Source organism: Bacillus sp. R86525 (assembly GCF_042466195.1).
GTDB classification, from domain to species: domain Bacteria; phylum Bacillota; class Bacilli; order Bacillales; family Bacillaceae_G; genus Bacillus_A; species Bacillus_A nitratireducens.
Genome location: NZ_JAXHPX010000007.1, coordinates 369550 through 388209 on the forward strand (window position 1 = coordinate 369550; position 18660 = coordinate 388209).

General features: G+C 38.0%; 16 protein-coding genes and 1 riboswitch. Of the genes, 8 read left to right on the plus strand and 8 right to left on the minus strand.

The window, feature by feature from the left end; all coding sequences use genetic code 11:
• Window positions 1-45: 45 nt before the first annotated feature.
• A complete protein-coding gene (locus tag SJY24_RS04215; protein WP_001014107.1) occupies window positions 46-363 on the minus strand; it encodes a magnetosome magnetite crystal formation protein family in 318 nt (105 codons plus the stop codon).
• Between the two features lie 286 nt (window positions 364-649).
• On the opposite strand from SJY24_RS04215, the gene lldP reads away from it, so the two are divergent.
• Window positions 650-2311, plus strand: coding sequence for an L-lactate permease (lldP, locus tag SJY24_RS04220; protein WP_377863848.1), 1662 nt, complete (start codon window positions 650-652; stop codon window positions 2309-2311).
• A gap of 71 nt (window positions 2312-2382) precedes the next feature.
• Window positions 2383-2498, plus strand: a riboswitch (TPP riboswitch).
• Between the two features lie 112 nt (window positions 2499-2610).
• Window positions 2611-4371 (plus strand): phosphomethylpyrimidine synthase ThiC, encoded by a 1761-nt coding sequence (gene thiC / locus SJY24_RS04225; RefSeq protein ID WP_377863850.1) that lies wholly within the window; start codon window positions 2611-2613, stop codon window positions 4369-4371.
• A 101-nt stretch (window positions 4372-4472) separates the two neighbouring features.
• Here the strand turns inward: thiC and SJY24_RS04230 are convergent, their stop codons facing one another.
• The 3 genes from SJY24_RS04230 to cydA form a co-directional block, all read right to left on the minus strand.
• Window positions 4473-5831: an arsenic transporter gene (locus SJY24_RS04230; RefSeq protein ID WP_377863851.1), complete on the minus strand. Its 1359-nt coding sequence runs from the start codon at window positions 5829-5831 to the stop codon at window positions 4473-4475.
• Window positions 5832-6204: 373 nt separating this feature from the next.
• Window positions 6205-7230, minus strand: coding sequence for a cytochrome d ubiquinol oxidase subunit II (locus SJY24_RS04235; protein ID WP_000544179.1), 1026 nt, complete (start codon window positions 7228-7230; stop codon window positions 6205-6207).
• Window positions 7223-8578, minus strand: a complete 1356-nt coding sequence (gene cydA, locus SJY24_RS04240) for a cytochrome ubiquinol oxidase subunit I (protein ID WP_377863853.1) — start codon at window positions 8576-8578, stop codon at window positions 7223-7225. Before cydA ends, SJY24_RS04235 begins: the two co-directional genes overlap by 8 nt.
• Window positions 8579-8833: 255 nt before the next feature.
• Between cydA and SJY24_RS04245 the strand changes: the two genes are divergently transcribed.
• On the plus strand, window positions 8834-8983 hold the full coding sequence (locus SJY24_RS04245) for a hypothetical protein (RefSeq protein ID WP_000283176.1): 150 nt from the start codon (window positions 8834-8836) through the stop codon (window positions 8981-8983).
• A 90-nt stretch (window positions 8984-9073) separates the two neighbouring features.
• A complete protein-coding gene (locus SJY24_RS04250; protein ID WP_377863854.1) occupies window positions 9074-10189 on the plus strand; it encodes a transcriptional regulator in 1116 nt (371 codons plus the stop codon).
• Between the two features lie 35 nt (window positions 10190-10224).
• On the opposite strand, the gene SJY24_RS04255 is transcribed toward SJY24_RS04250, so the two are convergent.
• Complete coding sequence (locus SJY24_RS04255; protein ID WP_377863856.1) at window positions 10225-11109, minus strand: LysR family transcriptional regulator; 885 nt, start codon at window positions 11107-11109, stop codon at window positions 10225-10227.
• Between the two features lie 135 nt (window positions 11110-11244).
• Between SJY24_RS04255 and SJY24_RS04260 the strand changes: the two genes are divergently transcribed.
• Complete coding sequence (locus SJY24_RS04260; RefSeq protein WP_377863858.1) at window positions 11245-13245, plus strand: YhgE/Pip family protein; 2001 nt, start codon at window positions 11245-11247, stop codon at window positions 13243-13245.
• Between the two features lie 53 nt (window positions 13246-13298).
• Here the strand turns inward: SJY24_RS04260 and SJY24_RS04265 are convergent, their stop codons facing one another.
• The 3 genes from SJY24_RS04265 to SJY24_RS04275 all read right to left on the minus strand — a co-directional run bounded on the left by SJY24_RS04265 (window position 13299) and on the right by SJY24_RS04275 (window position 16303).
• Window positions 13299-13679, minus strand: coding sequence for a VOC family protein (locus tag SJY24_RS04265; RefSeq protein ID WP_002034775.1), 381 nt, complete (start codon window positions 13677-13679; stop codon window positions 13299-13301).
• 42 nt (window positions 13680-13721) lie between these two features.
• Window positions 13722-14879, minus strand: coding sequence for an acyltransferase (locus tag SJY24_RS04270; RefSeq protein ID WP_377863859.1), 1158 nt, complete (start codon window positions 14877-14879; stop codon window positions 13722-13724).
• A gap of 206 nt (window positions 14880-15085) precedes the next feature.
• On the minus strand, window positions 15086-16303 hold the full coding sequence (locus SJY24_RS04275) for a dicarboxylate/amino acid:cation symporter (RefSeq protein ID WP_377863860.1): 1218 nt from the start codon (window positions 16301-16303) through the stop codon (window positions 15086-15088).
• Between the two features lie 227 nt (window positions 16304-16530).
• Between SJY24_RS04275 and SJY24_RS04280 the strand changes: the two genes are divergently transcribed.
• The 3 genes from SJY24_RS04280 to SJY24_RS04290 are packed head-to-tail and all read left to right on the plus strand — an operon-like array spanning window position 16531 to window position 18476.
• The gene (locus tag SJY24_RS04280; protein ID WP_001023562.1) at window positions 16531-16833 is read left to right on the plus strand and encodes a PTS sugar transporter subunit IIB; all 303 of its coding nucleotides are present in this window, start codon (window positions 16531-16533) and stop codon (window positions 16831-16833) included.
• Between the two features lie 14 nt (window positions 16834-16847).
• Window positions 16848-18149 carry a PTS cellobiose transporter subunit IIC gene (gene celB, locus SJY24_RS04285; RefSeq protein ID WP_377863861.1) on the plus strand — a complete coding sequence of 434 codons (1302 nt, stop codon included), beginning with the start codon at window positions 16848-16850 and terminating at the stop codon, window positions 18147-18149.
• 9 nt (window positions 18150-18158) lie between these two features.
• Window positions 18159-18476, plus strand: coding sequence for a PTS sugar transporter subunit IIA (locus SJY24_RS04290; RefSeq protein ID WP_002016162.1), 318 nt, complete (start codon window positions 18159-18161; stop codon window positions 18474-18476).
• The last annotated feature ends 184 nt before the right edge of the window (window positions 18477-18660 follow it).

The window sequence follows — 18660 nt, forward strand, 5'->3', positions numbered from 1 at the left end:
TACCATCATGCGACCGTTTCTTTTTAATCAAACGTTTGTTTAAAACTAAGCTTTCAGTACTTTAATACCTTTTACGATATTCCAAATGAAGTAGTATAAGCTAATGATTCCGCAAATACATAGGACAATCATTGCACCGATTCCAAGTGTTACGTCTGGCTGATCAGATCCGATACCCATAATTCCTAAAATAACTAATCCAATAAATGAAGCGATGCTTGGAATGATATGTGTCCATAGAGCACGCTTTGCATGTGGTTTTGTTTCAGAATCGCCTACAATCCACACGATAATAGGGAATAAGATAGGCGCGAATAGTACGCTAAAGTATGATAAAGCTGCTAATATTTTGTTTCCGTTCATATATATCACCTCATAAGTAATGTCCGTTGTTTATACCTTTAGTATGCAGTAAATTTGGCGAGCTTCCTATCGATTAACATTACAAGAACGTGACTCTTTTGTAAGATTTCTATTTTAAATAATAAAATTTTCAAAAAAATCTTTTTAAATGAAAATTGTTGTGATAAAATTAATGAAAACGTTTTCTTAAACGTTTTTTTATTTTAGGCTCAAAGGTATGATGACCTGATAGTCTATTGATGGGGTTATGTTTATTTAAAAGGGGATTATTGAGGGGGAGAGAACAATGAACACATGGACACAAGTTTATGATCCGTTCGGGAACATTTGGATTTCTGCAGCGGTCGCACTTATTCCGATTATCTTTTTTTTCTTAGCTTTAGCAGTTTTCCGCATGAAGGGGTATGTGGCAGGATTTATTACAGTTGTACTTACAATTTTGGTGGCGTTATTTGCATATAAAATGCCATTCACAATGGCAATGGCAGCGACCGGATACGGTTTCTTATACGGATTATGGCCAATTGCGTGGATTATTATTATGTCAGTATTTTTATATAAAATTTCCGTGAAAACAGGCCAATTTGATGTTATTCGTGCATCTGTATTATCAATTACGAATGACCATCGTTTACTTGTTATTTTAATCGGTTTTTCATTTGGAGCATTTTTAGAAGGAGCAGCAGGATTTGGTGCACCAGTAGCGATTACGGCAGCGCTTCTTGCAGGCCTTGGCTTAAATCCTTTATATGCGGCTGGTCTTTGCTTAATCGCAAATACTGCACCAGTAGCATTCGGAGCAATGGGGATTCCAATTACAGTAGCTGGACAAGTAACTGGTATTGATCCGCATAAAATCGGGCAAATGGCTGGACATCAATTACCGTTTTTATCATTATTTGTTCCGTTCTTCATCGTATTTTTAATGGATGGATTTAAAGGGGTAAGACAAACATGGCCTGCTCTATTTGTAGCGGGTAGTTCATTTGCAATTACGCAGTTCATTACAGCGACATTTTTAGGACCAGAACTTCCGGATATTACGTCAGCACTTGTAAGTTTAGTAAGTTTATCGCTATTCTTAAAAGTTTGGCAGCCGAAAGAAATTTATCAAACTAAGCAAGCGAATAGTGAAGTAGCAGCGACGACGACGGTGACATCTATGCCGAAACTAACAGTAGGAAAAGTAGTAAAAGCATGGTCTCCGTTTATTATTTTGACTGTGATGGTAGTCATCTGGAGTCAGAGTTTCTTTAAAGCATTATTCGCTCCGGGCGGCGCTTTAGAAAGTCTCGTATTTAAATTTGAAGTTCCAGGCTTGCACAATTTAGTAATGAAAGCAGAGCCGATTGTAAATAAACCAACACCTTATGAAGCAATCTTGAAATTAGATATTTTATCAGCGACTGGAACAGCAATTTTAATTGCTTGTATCATTTCTATCTTTATTTTGAAAATGAGTGCAAAAGATGCAGTAGCAACATTTAAAGAAACGTTAAACGAACTAAAAATGCCAATTCTATCTATCGGATTCGTATTAGGATTCGCATTTATCGCAAACTATTCTGGTCTATCTTCTACATTAGCGTTAGCACTTGCAGGAACTGGCGGACTATTCCCGTTCTTCTCACCATTCCTAGGCTGGATCGGTGTATTCTTAACAGGATCAGATACGTCTGCGAATGCATTGTTCTCGAATTTACAAGCAATTACAGCGCAGCAAGTCGGTGTATCTGAAGTGCTTCTCGTTGCAGCAAATACAACGGGCGGTGTAACAGGTAAAATGATTTCTCCGCAATCGATTGCGATCGCTTGTGCGGCAGTTGGTCTTGCTGGAAAAGAGTCAGATTTATTCCGTTTTACTTTGAAGCATAGTTTATTCTTCGTTACTATTGTTGGGATTATGACGTATGTGCAGGCTTATTATTTAACTTGGATGATTCCGTAAACAGAAAAAGAAATAAACTTTGAATTTTTCAGATTATAGTGTATGATGGGAAAGTATTGAAAATTAAATCAGTGATAAACTAGGGGTGCCTAACGTCTGCGTAGGCTGAGAGAGAAGCGTGTGAACTTCTTAACCCTTTGGACCTGATCTGGCTCGTACCAGCGTAGGGAAGTTAACGGCTTTACATAATTATGTCTTTATGAGCCAGGTCCTTATTTTTTTATGGACCTGGCTCTTTTTATTTTGGCATACGCTGGCCATATCTCGTCCTTGTCACGTACAGGGGGGCAACAAAAGTTATGAAACAATCTGTTTCAGCTGAGCAAATTGAATTGAAATCGAGTTTACCAGGAAGTAAGAAAGTATATGTGAATGGACCACGCGAAGGTATGAAAGTACCGATGCGCGAGATCGAACAAAGCGAAACGAACGGTGTCCCAAATCCGCCAATCCGTGTGTATGATACGAGTGGTCCCTATACGGATCCTGCGTATAAAGTGGAGCTGGAAAAGGGGATTCCAACGCCGCGTCATTCTTGGATTGTTGAGCGCAGAGATGTAGAAGCATACGAAGGACGTGAAGTGAAACCAGAGGATGACGGTGTGAAAGTGGCTTCGAAACATACACCTGTTTTCCCGCAAATGGATCGCCAGCCGCTTAGAGCAAAGCAAGGTGCAAACGTTACGCAAATGCATTATGCACGTAATGGCATTATTACGTCTGAGATGGAATATGTTGCGATTCGTGAAGGGGTAGAGCCTGAATTTGTTCGTAAGGAAATCGCGGAAGGTCGCGCGATTTTACCAGCGAATATTAACCATCCGGAAGCAGAACCGATGATTATCGGACGTAATTTCCATGTGAAGGTAAATGCGAATATCGGAAACTCTGCCGTATCTTCTTCTATTGCAGAAGAAGTAGAGAAGATGACGTGGGCGACTCGTTGGGGTGCAGATACGATTATGGATTTATCTACAGGTAAAAACATTCATACAACACGTGAGTGGATTATTCGTAATGCTCCTGTACCAGTTGGAACTGTGCCCATTTATCAAGCGCTTGAAAAAGTAAACGGAATTGCAGAGGATTTAACGTGGGAAGTGTATCGTGATACGTTAATTGAGCAAGCGGAGCAAGGCGTTGATTACTTTACGATTCACGCTGGTGTATTACTTCGCTACATTCCAATTACTGCAAAGCGTACGACAGGTATTGTTTCGCGTGGTGGTTCGATTATGGCGCAGTGGTGTTTATTCCATCATAAAGAAAACTTCTTATATACTCATTTTGAAGAGATTTGTGAAATTATGAAGCAGTACGATGTTTCGTTCTCTCTTGGAGATGGATTACGTCCAGGTTCGATTGCAGATGCAAATGACGAAGCACAATTTTCTGAGCTTGAAACACTTGGTGAATTGACGAAAATCGCTTGGAAACATGATGTGCAAGTTATGATTGAAGGACCTGGGCATGTACCGATGCACTTAATTAAAGAGAACATGGAGAAAGAGCTTGATATTTGTCAGGGCGCGCCATTCTATACACTTGGGCCGTTAACGACAGATATTGCGCCAGGTTATGACCATATTACCTCAGCGATTGGAGCTGCGATGATCGGCTGGTTTGGAACGGCGATGCTTTGTTATGTAACGCCGAAAGAACATTTAGGTTTACCGAATAAAGATGATGTTCGAGAGGGAGTTATTACGTACAAAATCGCTGCGCATGCAGCTGATCTTGCGAAAGGGCATAAAACGGCTCATCAGCGTGATGATGCACTTTCAAAAGCGCGTTTCGAATTCCGCTGGCGCGATCAATTTAATTTATCTTTAGATCCTGAACGCGCAATGGAGTATCATGATGAAACGTTGCCAGCAGAAGGGGCGAAAACAGCTCATTTCTGTTCAATGTGTGGACCGAAGTTTTGCAGTATGAGAATTTCGCATGATATTCGTGAATATGCGAAAGAAAATGATTTAGAAACGACAGAAGCAATTGAAAAAGGAATGAAAGAGAAAGCGGTAGAATTTAAAGAAACTGGTAGTCATTTATACCAATAATACGTTACACCTCTTTACTTGATTGATCACACTGTAGTACCTAACTTAAATATAGAAGAAGCCCGCTTTGCTAAGACGGTAGCAAAGCGGGCTTCTGTCGTTTATAAGGCGAAGAAGAGGTGTACCCAGTAGTATAAGAGGAATAATGTGACGACTGTTGTGAGAGGAATAACGATAAGGGATACACTTAAATAGTCTTTCCATTTTACTTTGATTTTGTTTTGTTTCAGGATATACATCCAAATGAGGGAAGCTAGCGTACCGATTGGTAATAATAGTGAACCGATGTCACTACCAATAATGTTTGCGAGGTAGATCGTTTTTAATGTGACTGGGTCTAGTCCCATTTCTGTTAATGTGATTGTACCAATCATAAGTGCAGGATGGTTATTGAAGACGTTAGAGAGGAGAGAAACGAGTCCGCCCATTGCAAAGCTAGCATAGAGTAGATGCTGACTTACAAGTGGCTCGAGCCAGTGAACAAGCGCAGCTGTTAATCCTACGTTGTGAAGACCGTAAATAATTACGTACATAGAGAAGGCGAAAATTAAAATATGCCACGGTGTTTTTTTCAAAATATCGACAGGGTTTGTTCGTAAGTAGTACCATCTCCAGATGAGAAGAATGAGTGAACCGAGTACGGCAACAATTTCGATTGGAATCGATAAGAAGGATGCAACGAATAGAAGACAGCGCATAAGGAAGACGAAGCCTAATACTTTTAACATGAATTTTGTACGTTTTTGTTTTGTATCAACAGAATTGTTTCCTTTTAACGGATGGAAGTTTTTCGTGAAGAAAATTTCTTCAATATCATATGAAGAAACAGGTAGTTTTTTCGGAAGTTTTTTCTTTAAAACTGTATACATGAGCCATGACATAAACAATAATCCTAATGTTGCAGGTACAAACATCATAGCAGTATGCATATAAAGAGTCATATGGACGATGTTTAATGCGATTAAGTTTACGATATTACTTACACCGATTGGTGCACTAGATGCGGTAGCGATTAAAGCGCCACTTAATAAATAAGGAATTTGTTGATGAGGTTTTAATTGAAGATTTCTCAGAAGAAGAATTAAAATTGGAGTTGTAATCAAAATACTACCGTCATTATTAAATAAAAGAGTCATAAGGAAGCATAGTAATTGAATATACCAGTATAGGCGGTGTCCGGAACCTTTCGCTAAATTTGCGAGTTTTGCTGCAGCCCAATGGAAGAAGCCGAAGCTTTCTAATATAACTGCCATAACGATGGTCGCTAATATCGTTATGGAGGCGCCTCCAATTTTACTTATAATGTCCATGACATCGGGCTTTGATACAAGTCCAGTAATGAGGATAATACCAGCGCCGATTGCTGCCGGCCACGCCTCATTTAAACCACGAGGTCGCCAAAAGATAACAATCATCGTTAAGAAGAATACAATAATAGTAATCCATATTTCAATGCTCATATTTAACCTACCTTTCTATTTTCCCTTGAAAATGTAGCTTGTCTCAAGTTTATATTGGTAGTATATTCAGCAGGAAATAAGAAGAACTAGACATATAATGGGATGGAGTGAATATGTGTTTTTTGAGCTATAGGACAAGTATCAGTGGTAGTGTAATAACTATTAGGATAGACGTCTAATAAATGAGGGGCATTCTATGTACGAATGCCCCTCGTTTATCCCGCTATTTGCCGGGCAACAAGACTCCCACCTCAAAATTCGGCTGGAGCAAAGAAGTTAGGTGGGAGCCCTGCTGCCCGTAAACGCCCGATTGGTGCGGGCTAATAATCAGCGGGGGATGAACAAAACCCCCACTGATTAAAGTTTCACTTTATTATTTTTCCTTCAAAAAAGTTCGATCCTTCAAGAATAAATTCCAGAAGAAAATGAATCCGGGTAGTAAAATTGCAATTCCGATTGCGTAAAGAATAAGAAGTGCATAGAATGTTTCGACCGTCGTAAAGCTTGTAAATACAGTTACGTCCGGGTAAATGATATACGGTAAATGGGCGACGCCGTAAGCGTAGCTTGCAAATGCATATTGAGCGACGACAGCTAAAACTGCAATGCGAGGAAATCCTAGTGTGCCATACTTCTTATTTGTCCACCAAAGGGAGGAATATCCGATAACAAATAAAACGATAGAGACTGTAAACCATGGGAATTGCTTTATTAAGCCTTGCATAAGCCAGTGCGTTTCAGGGTCCATTACAACGAGAGCGATAATAGCAGTCACGAGCGTTGCAGGACCAAGTATGATAGCATTTCTTCTATAAATTCTATATGCATCTTCTGAACCTTGTTCTCTCGCAAAATCAGCAAGAAAGAGAGATGATAGAAATAGTTCCGAAGTTAGTCCAAAGAGCATATAACAATAAATAACAGGACTAGAAAGAAGCTTTCCGTAAAGGAGCACTTCTTTTCCTTCAGACATCGTAATATAAGCACCTTCTGTAACGGGTAGAACGGTAATTAATAGAGCTGGGATTAAGAGCCCAGTAATACCTGAAATAATCCGAAGAAGGTGTTGGTACTTTGGCAGGGAGTAAGCAAATACCATAAATGTACTGCGAATCGCAACGAGTACTAAAATTAGCATAACGGGCACGAACATAACGGTTGCAAGAGTAAAGGCCGCTTTTGGAAAGAAACCGAGAAAAGCGACAACGACAAAGACAAGAAACGTATTTGTTACTTCCCAAGTTGGTGATAAGTACCGATTAGCAAGCTTGGCAGCGAGCGTCGGATGTTTAGCGTATACCATGCCCCAAAAACCTGCGCCAAAATCGATGGACCCTAATATACTGTATACGAAAATAAGAGCCCATAAGATGATGATTGCAATGCTTTCCTCATGCACGAGAATCGCCTCCTTGGTGATGTAAGTCATTCTTTAACGGATGTTTCTTAAAGAATGTCCGTAGTACAAAAACTGTTAAAATACCGAGTCCAATATATAAAATGATGAATAGAATAAATAAAGGACCGACAAAATCAGCGCGTGTAGAAGCATCTATTGTGCGTTGCATGCCATAAATTGTCCATGGCTGACGACCACTACAACTGAAAATCCATCCAAATTCAATACCGAGCATCATAACTGGTCCGCATGCTGCAGTGCCCCAAAGAAGCCACTTAGGTAACTCCGCCCCTTTTTTTCGATAAACAAAGTACCAATATAAGAGGGCAATCGCAGCAACTGCAAAGGTGAAGGCAGCGGTGCCGACCATTAAATTGAAAAGTGTATGTGTATAAAATGGTGGCCACGTTTCTTGTGGAAATTCATTTAGCCCTTTTACAACAGTGCTAGGATCGAGCCCTACTAGTAAGCTGAGCATGTTCGGAATTTCGAGTGCATAGTTTAGTTCAAGTGTATTAGGATCCACAACCCCGCCAATCGATAAAGGAGCGTGTGATGTCGTTTCAAATAAAGCTTCAGCAGATGCTAGTTTTTCAGGTGAGTGCTTATGTAAGGCAATCGCTGATTCGTGTCCCGAAATCCACATCGTAGCACCTGTAATAAATGTAACGACAAGTCCTAACAGTAATCCTTTTTTATGATAAGCAATTTCACGCGCACTTAAATTTTTCTTTAATAATTTAAATCCAGCGATGGAAGCGATGACAGCTGCTCCGGCTGCATAGGCTGTAATAACGACGTGGAATGCACTTGTGCCAAAGCTTGGGTTAAAGAAAGCTTTCCAAGGATCAACGTTAAAAACTGAGCCATCTGGCCCCATTGAAAAGCCCGCAGGTGTATTCATCCATGTGTTTGCTGATGTAATAAGCACGGCGGATGCAGTGGCGCCAATCATAACGAAAAATAGCGAGATTAACCTCATAAATGGAGGTAATTTATCAGCTGCATATACATAAATAGACATGAATAAAGCCTCTAAAAAGAAGGCGAAAATCTCAATTTGAAACGGTACGGAAATAACTTGGCCAACAATTTTGGCGAAACCAGGCCAAAGAAGTGAAATTTGTACACCAACAATTGTTCCAGTTGGAATTGCTACACCGAGAAGGATAGCAAAAGCCTTCGTCCATCTTTTTGCCATAATGGCATAGTCGGAATCTTTCTTCCAGTGATAGAGTATTTCACTTATAAAAATCATCAATGAAAGCCCGACTCCAAGTGTTGCAAAGATAATGTGGAATGCTAGTGAAGAACCAAAAAATGCTCTTGCTAATGTTACGGTATCCATATGTATACTCCTCTTCTTTTTTGCCATTATTTTCTGATTGAATTGGAAGATTTATTCAATAAAATGCCAAAAATATATATGCATTAAAAAAAGGGAATGTGTTAATATGGTTTTGAATATTCGAAAAAGAAAGAAATATATATATTAGGTAATATTTTGTTTGTTTTTTAGAGAAGAATATTTTATAATCTTTTATGCGAACATAAGTTCTGATTTGTGATTGAAGAAGTTTATGTGAAATGGGGAGGGTGTTTTATGTATCCTGAAGTCATTAAAAAGATGGCATTTTCAAAAGAGCATAGAGATTTATTATTAAAGTTATATAATAAAGAAATTACGCGTCGTGAATATGATCGACTTGTGGAATCGCTATATAGACCTTCTAAAGAGGTTTGTGAGGGGTAATGCGAAAAAGACAATCTAAAGGATTGTCTTTTTTATATTTGCGTATGTTCTGATAAAATTAAGGTTAGCCTTACTAAGGAGGTGAAAAGTTTGCGAAAACGTTTATATATAGGGATTGGGGTTATTCTCTTAATCGCTTTAGGAGGAATTGTATTTTGGTCGGCTTTACAAGGAAACCGTACGGAGCATTTTATTTTAAGGCATATGGTAAATGAAAATGGAACGCTTGCAACCTACCGTTTAGCAGATACAAAGGCAGGAATAGGTGAGGCGAAGGGCCGTGAAGCTTTATCAGAATCGGCAGGACTATGGTTACAATATACACTTGATAAAGATGATCAGTCACTATTCGATGAACAAGTAAAGGTTATTCAAAATAATTTTGTACATAAGGATCACATCGTTTTATGGAAAATCTCTGAAAAGGGAGAAATGCAGTCAGCCACCAATGCACTTATAGATGATCTTCGTATTATTGAACAATTATATCGTGCTTATGAAATGTATAAGGAAGAGCGCTATAAAAGCCTTGCTGATCAATTGAGCAATGCTGTACTTCGTTATAATAAAAAAGATAATTATTACGTGGATTATTATGATGCAGATGTAGGTAAACAAAATAAATTTACAACAACATCTTACATAAATCCTCATGCATTCTCTTATATGAAAAAGTACGGGAAAATTTCTGCACAGCAGTATCAGGAAGTAGTTCAGTTTTTAGCAGATTATCCGAGAGAGGGTTGGGCGTTTCCGAAAGAGTATAAAGAAGATGGTACATTTACATACGATAAAGAAGTGAATCTTATTGATCAATCCTACGTTGCGTATCATCGTAGTTTAGGCGGTCTTTCATCAGATGCTTATTTGGAATTTATAAAGAAAAAATTCCATGAGGACGGAAAGTTATACGGTCGGTATAATTTAGAAACGGAAAAACAAACTGTAAACTATGAATCACCAGCATCTTATGGATTAACAATTTTGTACGTATTACAAACAGGTGATACAAAGTTTGCGAAGGAATTGTATGAACGGATGACTACATTCCGAAGTGATAATGTATTTAGTAGATATTATGGTGGATATGTAACAGGTGAGAATAATAATACGCATATTTTTGATAATGTACTACCACTTTTAGCTGAAATGGAACTAGAGAAGAGCAAGAAATCAAAGGTACCACCCATGGGGTGGTACCTTTGATTTGTGTCGTTATTTGTTTGTAAAGCGATATAATTTTACACTCTAATATTGGAGAAGTAATCAATCACGAATTCACGAAATTGCTGAGCGGTTTTTGATAAGTAACGTTTCTTCGACCAACTTAAGCCAATGGTTCGCTCGCAATTAGGTTCAATAATACGTAACTTATTTGGTGCTAAAGTAGAGTTTTTTAATAAAGTTAAGCTTGGAACAAATGCGATGCCAAGACCTTGCTTAATGAGGTCGCTAATCACGGTTGGTTCATCTACCTCAAAAGCGATATGCGGAGTGAACCCAGCTTCTTTACAAAATTCATCTGTTAAGTGCCGAAATCCGTAACCAGTGTTCATACTAATGAACGGTTCGTCTTTTACTTCATGTAGATGAATACTTTCGCGGTTTGATAACCGATGGCCTGAAGGAACAACTAAGAAAATTTCTTCTGTAATAAGTTGTTCCCAAACTATTTCCTCTCCTTCAATTGGCACAGATGAGATACAAAAGTCGATTTCCATATTATCTAGTTGTCTTTTCATAGAAGGAGTAGATGCGAGAAATTGCTGGAATCGAACGTTAGGATGTTCTAGTAAAAAAGAACCGAGTAGCTCGGGTAATATTCTTGGAATAGAAACTGCAAGTGTAATAGAGCCTTGTTGTAATGCAGCTAAATCTTTAATTTCTCGTTCTCCTTCACTTAATTCATGAAAAATACGTTCTACTCGTTTTAAAAATACTTTTCCGAAGGAGTTTAATATAATCTGTCGACCTTGGCGATCAAATAATGGAACGCCTAAGTCCTTTTCTAGTCTAGCAATTGTTTTGCTGAGTGAAGGCTGCGCGATATGTAATTCTTCAGCTGCCTTTGTCATATGTTCTAATCGTGCGACTGTCTGAAAGTATTTTAATTGAAGAAGTTCCATTTCGAATCTCCTTTCTATAGACCAAAAGGAATGGATTTATAATTAAAGATGTATTATACAGTATGGAAAGTGACGTGTATAGTAAATCTGTTAAACCATTCGAAGGGTGTTAAATTAGAAGAAGGAGTATGTTTCATGAAGGGAATTCAACTTATATTTAAAGATTGGAAGGCGATGTGGAACCATAAACATGGACGTATCGCTTTAATTTTTTTGTTAATCGTTCCTTTAATTTATTCAGGATTTTTCTTAGCTGGATATTGGGATCCGTACGGAAGATTAGATAAATTACCTGTTGCGGTTGTGAATTTAGATAAGGGTGCTGTAATGGATGAAAAAACAATCCAGGCTGGAGACGATTTTGTTAAAAATTTAAAAGAGAATAAGGAACTGGCTTTTCATTTCGTATCAGAAAAGAATGCTGATGAAGGGCTAAAAGAAGATAAGTATTATATGGTTGTTACGATTCCAGAGGATTTCTCTAAAAAGGTAAGTACACTTATGGATGAGAAACCAGAGCCGGCACAATTGCAGTATAAAGTAAATCCAGGTAAAAACTTTGTAGCAGCTCAAATTGGAACGACAGCTGTTGAAAATATGAAAACAAAAATTTCAAATAGCATTACGAAATCTTATACAGAAGGTGTCTTTTTAAAGTTTCAAGATTTGGCACAAGGGTTGAGTGATGCAAGTAATGGTGCTGAGAAGTTACATGAAGGAACGACGGATGCAAAAAATGGGGCGAATCAGCTTGCAGATGGTATTCATCGTTTAAGTGACGGGACAGTGAAGTTGAAAGAAGGAACTGGTAAGCTTGCCTCTAGCCAATCGGCGTTAACAGGGGGAGTAAATGAGCTTAGTCAAGGAGCGACATCACTTCATAGTGGTATGGAGTTACTAGCGCAAGGTGAAAAAACTTTACAATCAGGGGTTAGTGAATTAAGTGCTGGTACAAATGAATGGGTGAACGGAAGTGAGAAACTTGCTGAAGGGCAAGTAAAAGCGGACAATGCAGCAAATAGTGTAAAACAACAATTAGAAGAGTACGTGAAAAGTCATCCAGAAGTGCAGCAAGATCCTGCTTTTCAAAAAATCGTTGCTACCTCTAATGGATTAGCTAAAGCAACAAATACTTTGAATAATAGCCAACAACAATTGATACAAGGCGCGAAGAAGCTTGCTGACGGTCAGTATAAGGTTGAAGAAGGCATGAATACATTCGGAGTTAAGTTAAATGAAGCTACTGCTGGAACGAAAAAGATAGCAGATGGCACTTCGAATTTAGCTGATGGATTTGCGAAGTGGGGGAATGGATTTACTTCTCTACAAGAAGGTGTAAATCACCTTGCGAGTGGCGGAATAGAGCTAAATCATGGCGCTGATCAGTTAACGAACGGACTTGTTAAACTTGACGAGGGCGCGGAAGAACTTTCTACGAAATTGGGAGAGGGTGCAGAGAAGATAGCGGACGTTCGCAATGATGATGCACGCAATACGATGTTCTCAGAGCCGGTTCAATTAGTGAAGTCGACAGTTTCTGATGTGCCGAATTACGGTTCAGGTATTGCACCATATTTCTTATCACTTGCATTTTATGTTGGCGGAATTATGGCATCAAATATTTTACCTCTTGGCCGTAGACAAAATATGAAGGTAAGTGGAACGGTACATTTCGTTAATAAGCTAGGATTGGTATATTTAATTGGACTTATTCAAGCGCTACTTGTGGATGTGGTTGTGCTAGGAGTTATGAAACTAGAAGTTGCCAGTGTATCACTCTTTGTTTTATCAAGTATTGTTATTTCCTTTACGTTCATGACATTTATTCTTATGTTAGTGACGGTATTTGGTCTTGTTGGGAAGTTCGCAGCGGTAACGCTCCTTGTCCTGCAATTAGCGACGAGCGGAGGTACTTTCCCAGGAGAATTAAATATAGCTGTTCTTAGCAAAATTGGACAGTTTCTCCCAATGTCTCATTCTCTTAGAGGATTACAAGATGTTATCTCTTTAGGAGATTGGTCACAATTACGAATGCAAATTTTAATATTGTTATGCTATCTCGTTGTTGCTGGCGGAATTGCTTGGATCACGAGCCATATACAGCATAGGGAAACGAATGCAGAACAAGTTTCTTAATAAAAGAAGCTATCCGAAAAGGTTTTATTATGACCTTTTCGGATAGCTTTTTCTTATTTCTTTTCCATAACTGCAAAGTAGTTATTTTCATTATCAGCAAAGTTGAATGCTCTACCAGTAGGTAAATCTACAACTTGTCCAACTGTAACACTTTTCTCAGAAAGATCTTTATACAGTTGATCTAAGTTATTAGAGAAGAACATAAGTGAAGGGGTATTTAAGTTTAATTCAGGTTGCATCTTCGCAATTAACGCCTTATCGTGAAGGACGATGCTTGTTCCAGCTTCTTTTGCCGGCGCAATTTCAATCCAGCGAAATCCTTGACCGTTATTTTCTTCCGCAACGATTTGGAATCCTACTGTTTCTGTCCAAAATTGTACTGATTCATCTTGGTTATTTACATATAACATAATTTGTCCAATTTGATTAATCATAGGTGTGTCCTACTTTCTTTTCTTATATGAAATACTATTATATCAAATATATGGTTTAAATACTTTTTCATGATTTTTCCGAATGGCAATCTTCGCCCATTTCATATTTGTAGTAGGAGAAGGGCCTGTAATCCACGTATGAAGTGGTAGTGTACTGCAAATGACCATTGCAGAAATCGAGATTGTGGCCGTTATTGTAAATAATAATAGGCTATATAATATTGTGTTTTCTTGCAGTGTGAATAAGGAAAGAAATTTTGTACATAGTTGCAAGAAGAAAAAATGAGCTAAATAAGCGCCATACGTGTAATTCCCGATAAAACGTAAAGCTTTATATAAGAAACCACGTCGCTGTACAATTGTAATAGATAACACGTACAGTATCATAATTTCACAAACAATATATAAAAACATGGACGGTTTTAAATAAGTAGAAACCGTTAAATGAATAGAATTGGCGCCGTAAAAACTAAATAACTCATAATTGATGAATAAAAATAAGATGAAAAATAGTATTGTGATAAGCGGAATATGTTTCATGACAAATATACGCCAAGTTTTTAATGATACAGCAGCTATTCCTCCCATGACGAAATAGAATGAGTAGAAGAAGAAGGAACGATCTGTATAATGTAAAATGGTTGAACTAGTCAGTTTCTCTCCATTAAAAATGTAGTGAGAAGAGTACCACATTAAGAAGAAATATAGACAAGCGAAAATGGTCATATATTTATATATGTCTTTTTTATTTTCTGTTCGTTTTTGAAACCAATAAAATAGTGTGCATAGTAAAGGGAACAATAAGTGAATTTGGAACATCATAATAACGTACCAAAGATGAGGTGCAGCTGTTCCGAGTAATAAACTTTTTATTCCGCCTTGTAGTGTAATCATATCGTTTGTTGTTAATAAGTAAAGAATAGACCAGAAGAAATAAGGAATGAGTAAATGTGCGGCTTTTTCATAAATATATTCTCTGTAAACGAGTTGCTTCGTATATAGCCGAATCAAATGGAAGCCAACGATAAATATGAATGCAGGTGCTGAAAATTTTGCAAGGTTGAATAGCATGCCCATAATGAGGGATTGCTCGAGTAAGACATTCCCTTGATTCATTGTATATAATAAGGAACTTTGCAAAACGACAGCAAGGAATGCAATGCTTTGCAAAACTTTGAATTCTGGTGCGCTTTGAGTCATTGTGTCCATCTCCTTTTCCATACATGATTATAGTACGGAGAATGGATGATAGGTGTGGAATATTTGTGAAGATTATAACAAATTTGTGGCGGAATGGATTATTTCGAAATATATGTATCACAACTTTAAATATATCAACGATTATTCCAATATATGTATCACAACAAAAAAGAGGATGCTTGTTAGGAGCATCCTCTTTCTATTTATTAAGCAAATTTATTTTTGATCCAGTTCTTACCTTCTACAAGGCGAGCTGTCATTACGGCACAAGCGTTATCTCCTGTTACGTTTAACACTGTTGCAGGAGGATCGATGATTGTACTAATTGCTGCGATAATTGGCAATGCTTCTGGCGGGAAGCCGTATAGAGAAACGATTAACATTTCACCAATCATACCGCCGCCTGGAATAGCACCCATTACTGTTCCTACTAATAGAGAAACGACAAGTGCGATTGCTAATGTTTTCGGTCCTTCGAATTCCATGTTGAAAATACCGAATAAGAAAGCAATTTTTAATACGCCGCCTAAAACAGATCCGTCTTTATGAAGTGTAGATCCAAGAAGGACAACTGTTTCACGAACGTCAGAAGAGATACCCATTTTCTTCGTTGCTTCTAAGTTCGCTGGAATACTAGCAGCACTACTACAAGTTGCAAGTGATGTAACTGTAGGAGAGACCATGTTCTTCCAAAATATTTGTACACCTTGTTTGCGACCTGCAAGGTATGCATAGAACGTGAAGAATACAAAGAAGTAAATTAGAGACGCTGGATAGTATACCATTGCCGCTCGGAAGTAAGTTCCAAGAAGTTGTGGTCCGAATTCACCAACTAATGCTGCGAAGTAAGCAGCTAGTCCGATTGGAGCGTAGTACATAATGAAAGATACAACTTTCATTGAAATTTCTGCACCAGCTTGTAGGAATGTAGCGAATGGCTTTCCTTTTTCACCAACTGCTGAAGTTGCAACCCCCATTAAAATAGAGAAGAAAATAAGAGCTAACATATTTTCACGAGATAGTAACTTCGAGAAGTCAGATACTGTTAGAATACCGACGATTTGATCTGCAACACTAACTGCTTTTTCAGCTTTATCAGGCTGTGTTAGTTCTAATACAACACCTTGTGCTGGCGGGAATACTTTCACGATAATAATCATAAAAATAGCAGCTAAAATACTTGTAAATAAGAAAGTTCCAGCCATACTGGACATAATTTTACCGAAACGTTTTAATCCATCCATATTAGCAATAGATGACGCGATGCTAAAGAATACTAAAGGTACAACAATCGTAAACATTAAGTTTAAGAAAATGTCACCAAGCGGCTTTAAAGCAACTGCATCGGCACCCATGAAATAACCAATGAAACCACCAATTAGGATAGAAGATAATAAAATAAGTGGAAAGCGATATGCCTTCATATAAATAAACCCTCCTATCGATTATAAAAAAAATCATACTGAATCATTATAGCGAGTTAGAGACGTCTTTACTAGGAAAATACGATAGATGGAATAGCGTGAAAACCGAGAAATTTTTGTTTATAAGCTCGGCATACAGCAGGAAATCTAGACATATATATTTGTAACCTAGTGGTGGCAAAGGATGCACCGTAACTTAGGTTTGGAAAAAGGGGGAGGGAAAAGGGATGAATATTTTACTTTGCTGTGCAGCGGGAATGTCTTCCAGTTTGATAGTTACAAAAATGGAGAAAGCAGCACAGACAAGGGGGATAGAAGTGAAAATTTGGGCTGTATCAGGTTCAGAAGTGAGAAATCATATTGATGATGCAGATGTACTTTTACTCGGGCCACAAGTACGTTATTTATTACCGAAAATGAAAGAGTTATGTAAGGAGAAAGGAATACCCGTTGACGTAATTCAATCTGTCCATTACGGGCTTTGTAATGGAGAGGCTATCTTGCAAGCAGCTTTGTCAATGAAACCATGAGGAGTGTGGGATAGATGATAGGGTTTTTAGAGAAATATGTGATGCCAGTGGCAGGAAAGGTTGCAGAACAGAGACATTTGCAAGCGATTCGTGATGGAATTGTTTTAACGATGCCTTTCTTAATTATTGGATCTTTTTTTCTAATCATTAGTGCTCTTCCGATACCCGGGTATAATGATTTCATGGCAGGAATCTTCGGAAAGAATTGGAATGTAGCATTAGGGTACCCAGTGGGGGCTACTTTTAATATAATGTCTTTAATAGCTGTTTTTGGAATCGCTTACAGATTAGGAGAACAATATAAAGTAGATGCTTTAGCGGCAGGTGCGTTGTCACTTGTAGCATTTTTGCTTGCAACACCATTCCAAGTTATGTATATGATACCAAATACGAAAGAAAGTATACTTGTAGATGGAGTTATACCAGCTGCGTTAATGGGAAGTCAAGGGTTGTTTGTAGCGATGATTATTGCAATTATATCTACTGAAATTTATCGATTTGTTGTACAGAAAAAGATGATTATAAAGATGCCAGAGACAGTTCCGCCAGCAGTAACGCGTTCATTTGCGGCGCTTATTCCAGGCTTTATTGTTGTGACAGTTGTTTGGATCATTAGATTAATTTTTGAACATACGACTTTCGGTAGCATCCATAATGTTATAGGAAAGCTTTTACAGGAGCCTCTTAGTGTACTTGGGGCTAGCATTTGGGGTGCGGTAATCGCAGTTATCATTGTCCATGTACTTTGGGCGTGCGGGATTCATGGAGCTGCAATTGTTGGTGGTGTAATGAGTCCGATTTGGTTGTCATTAATGGATCAAAATCGAATTGCATTTCAGGCTGGGCAAGACGTACCGAATACGATTACTGCACAGTTCTTTGACTTATGGATTTATATGGGTGGTTCTGGTGCAACACTTGCTTTAGTTGTAGGAATGTTATTATTTGCGCGAAGTCAGCAATTGAAAAGTTTAGGACGATTATCGATTGCACCAGGTATTTTTAATATTAATGAAATGGTGACTTTCGGTATGCCGATAGTAATGAACCCGCTTTTACTTATTCCATTTATACTTGTACCAGTCGTGTTAACAATTGTTTCTTATTTTGCAATGGAATGGGGATGGGTTGCACGTCCGAGCGGAGCTGCTGTACCTTGGACTACACCTATTCTTTTTAGTGGATATTTAGGATCAGGCGGGAAAATTTCAGGGGTTATTTTACAGCTCATTAACTTTGCACTTGCATTTCTTATTTATTTTCCATTCTTAAAAATATGGGATAAACAAAAAGTAGCGGAAGAGAAGGGGGAGTAAAGAACTAAAATGGATACGATAGAGACGAAAGCTTTTCACTTAATTTTGCATGGTGGTAATGCGAGAAGCTGTTCAATGGAAGCAATTGATTGCGCAAAGCGCGGTGAATTTCAGGAAGCAGAAGCGAAACTACAAGAAGCTTTAAATGAATTGCAAGAGGCACACCGCTTACAAACAGAGCTCATACAGAAAGAGGCTGCCGGGGAAAAAACCGAAGTTACTCTTTTGATGGTGCATGCGCAAGATCATTTAATGAACGCAATTACAGTTAAGGAATTGGCGAGTGAGTTTGTAGAATTATATAGGAAGATGTCGGTGGATGAATGAACCTTGCTTAGGCAAGGTTTTTTTATTTTATTAAATAATAGTGGGTTAAAATAATAAATTATTTTTCATTAAAAAAAGTTTTTTATTGTTTTTTTGCTTTAAACACAACTAGACAACTAAACACTAATCTATTTTCATACAGTTATGTGTTAAAAGCGTGTTGTTTTATAACACACTGTGTGTT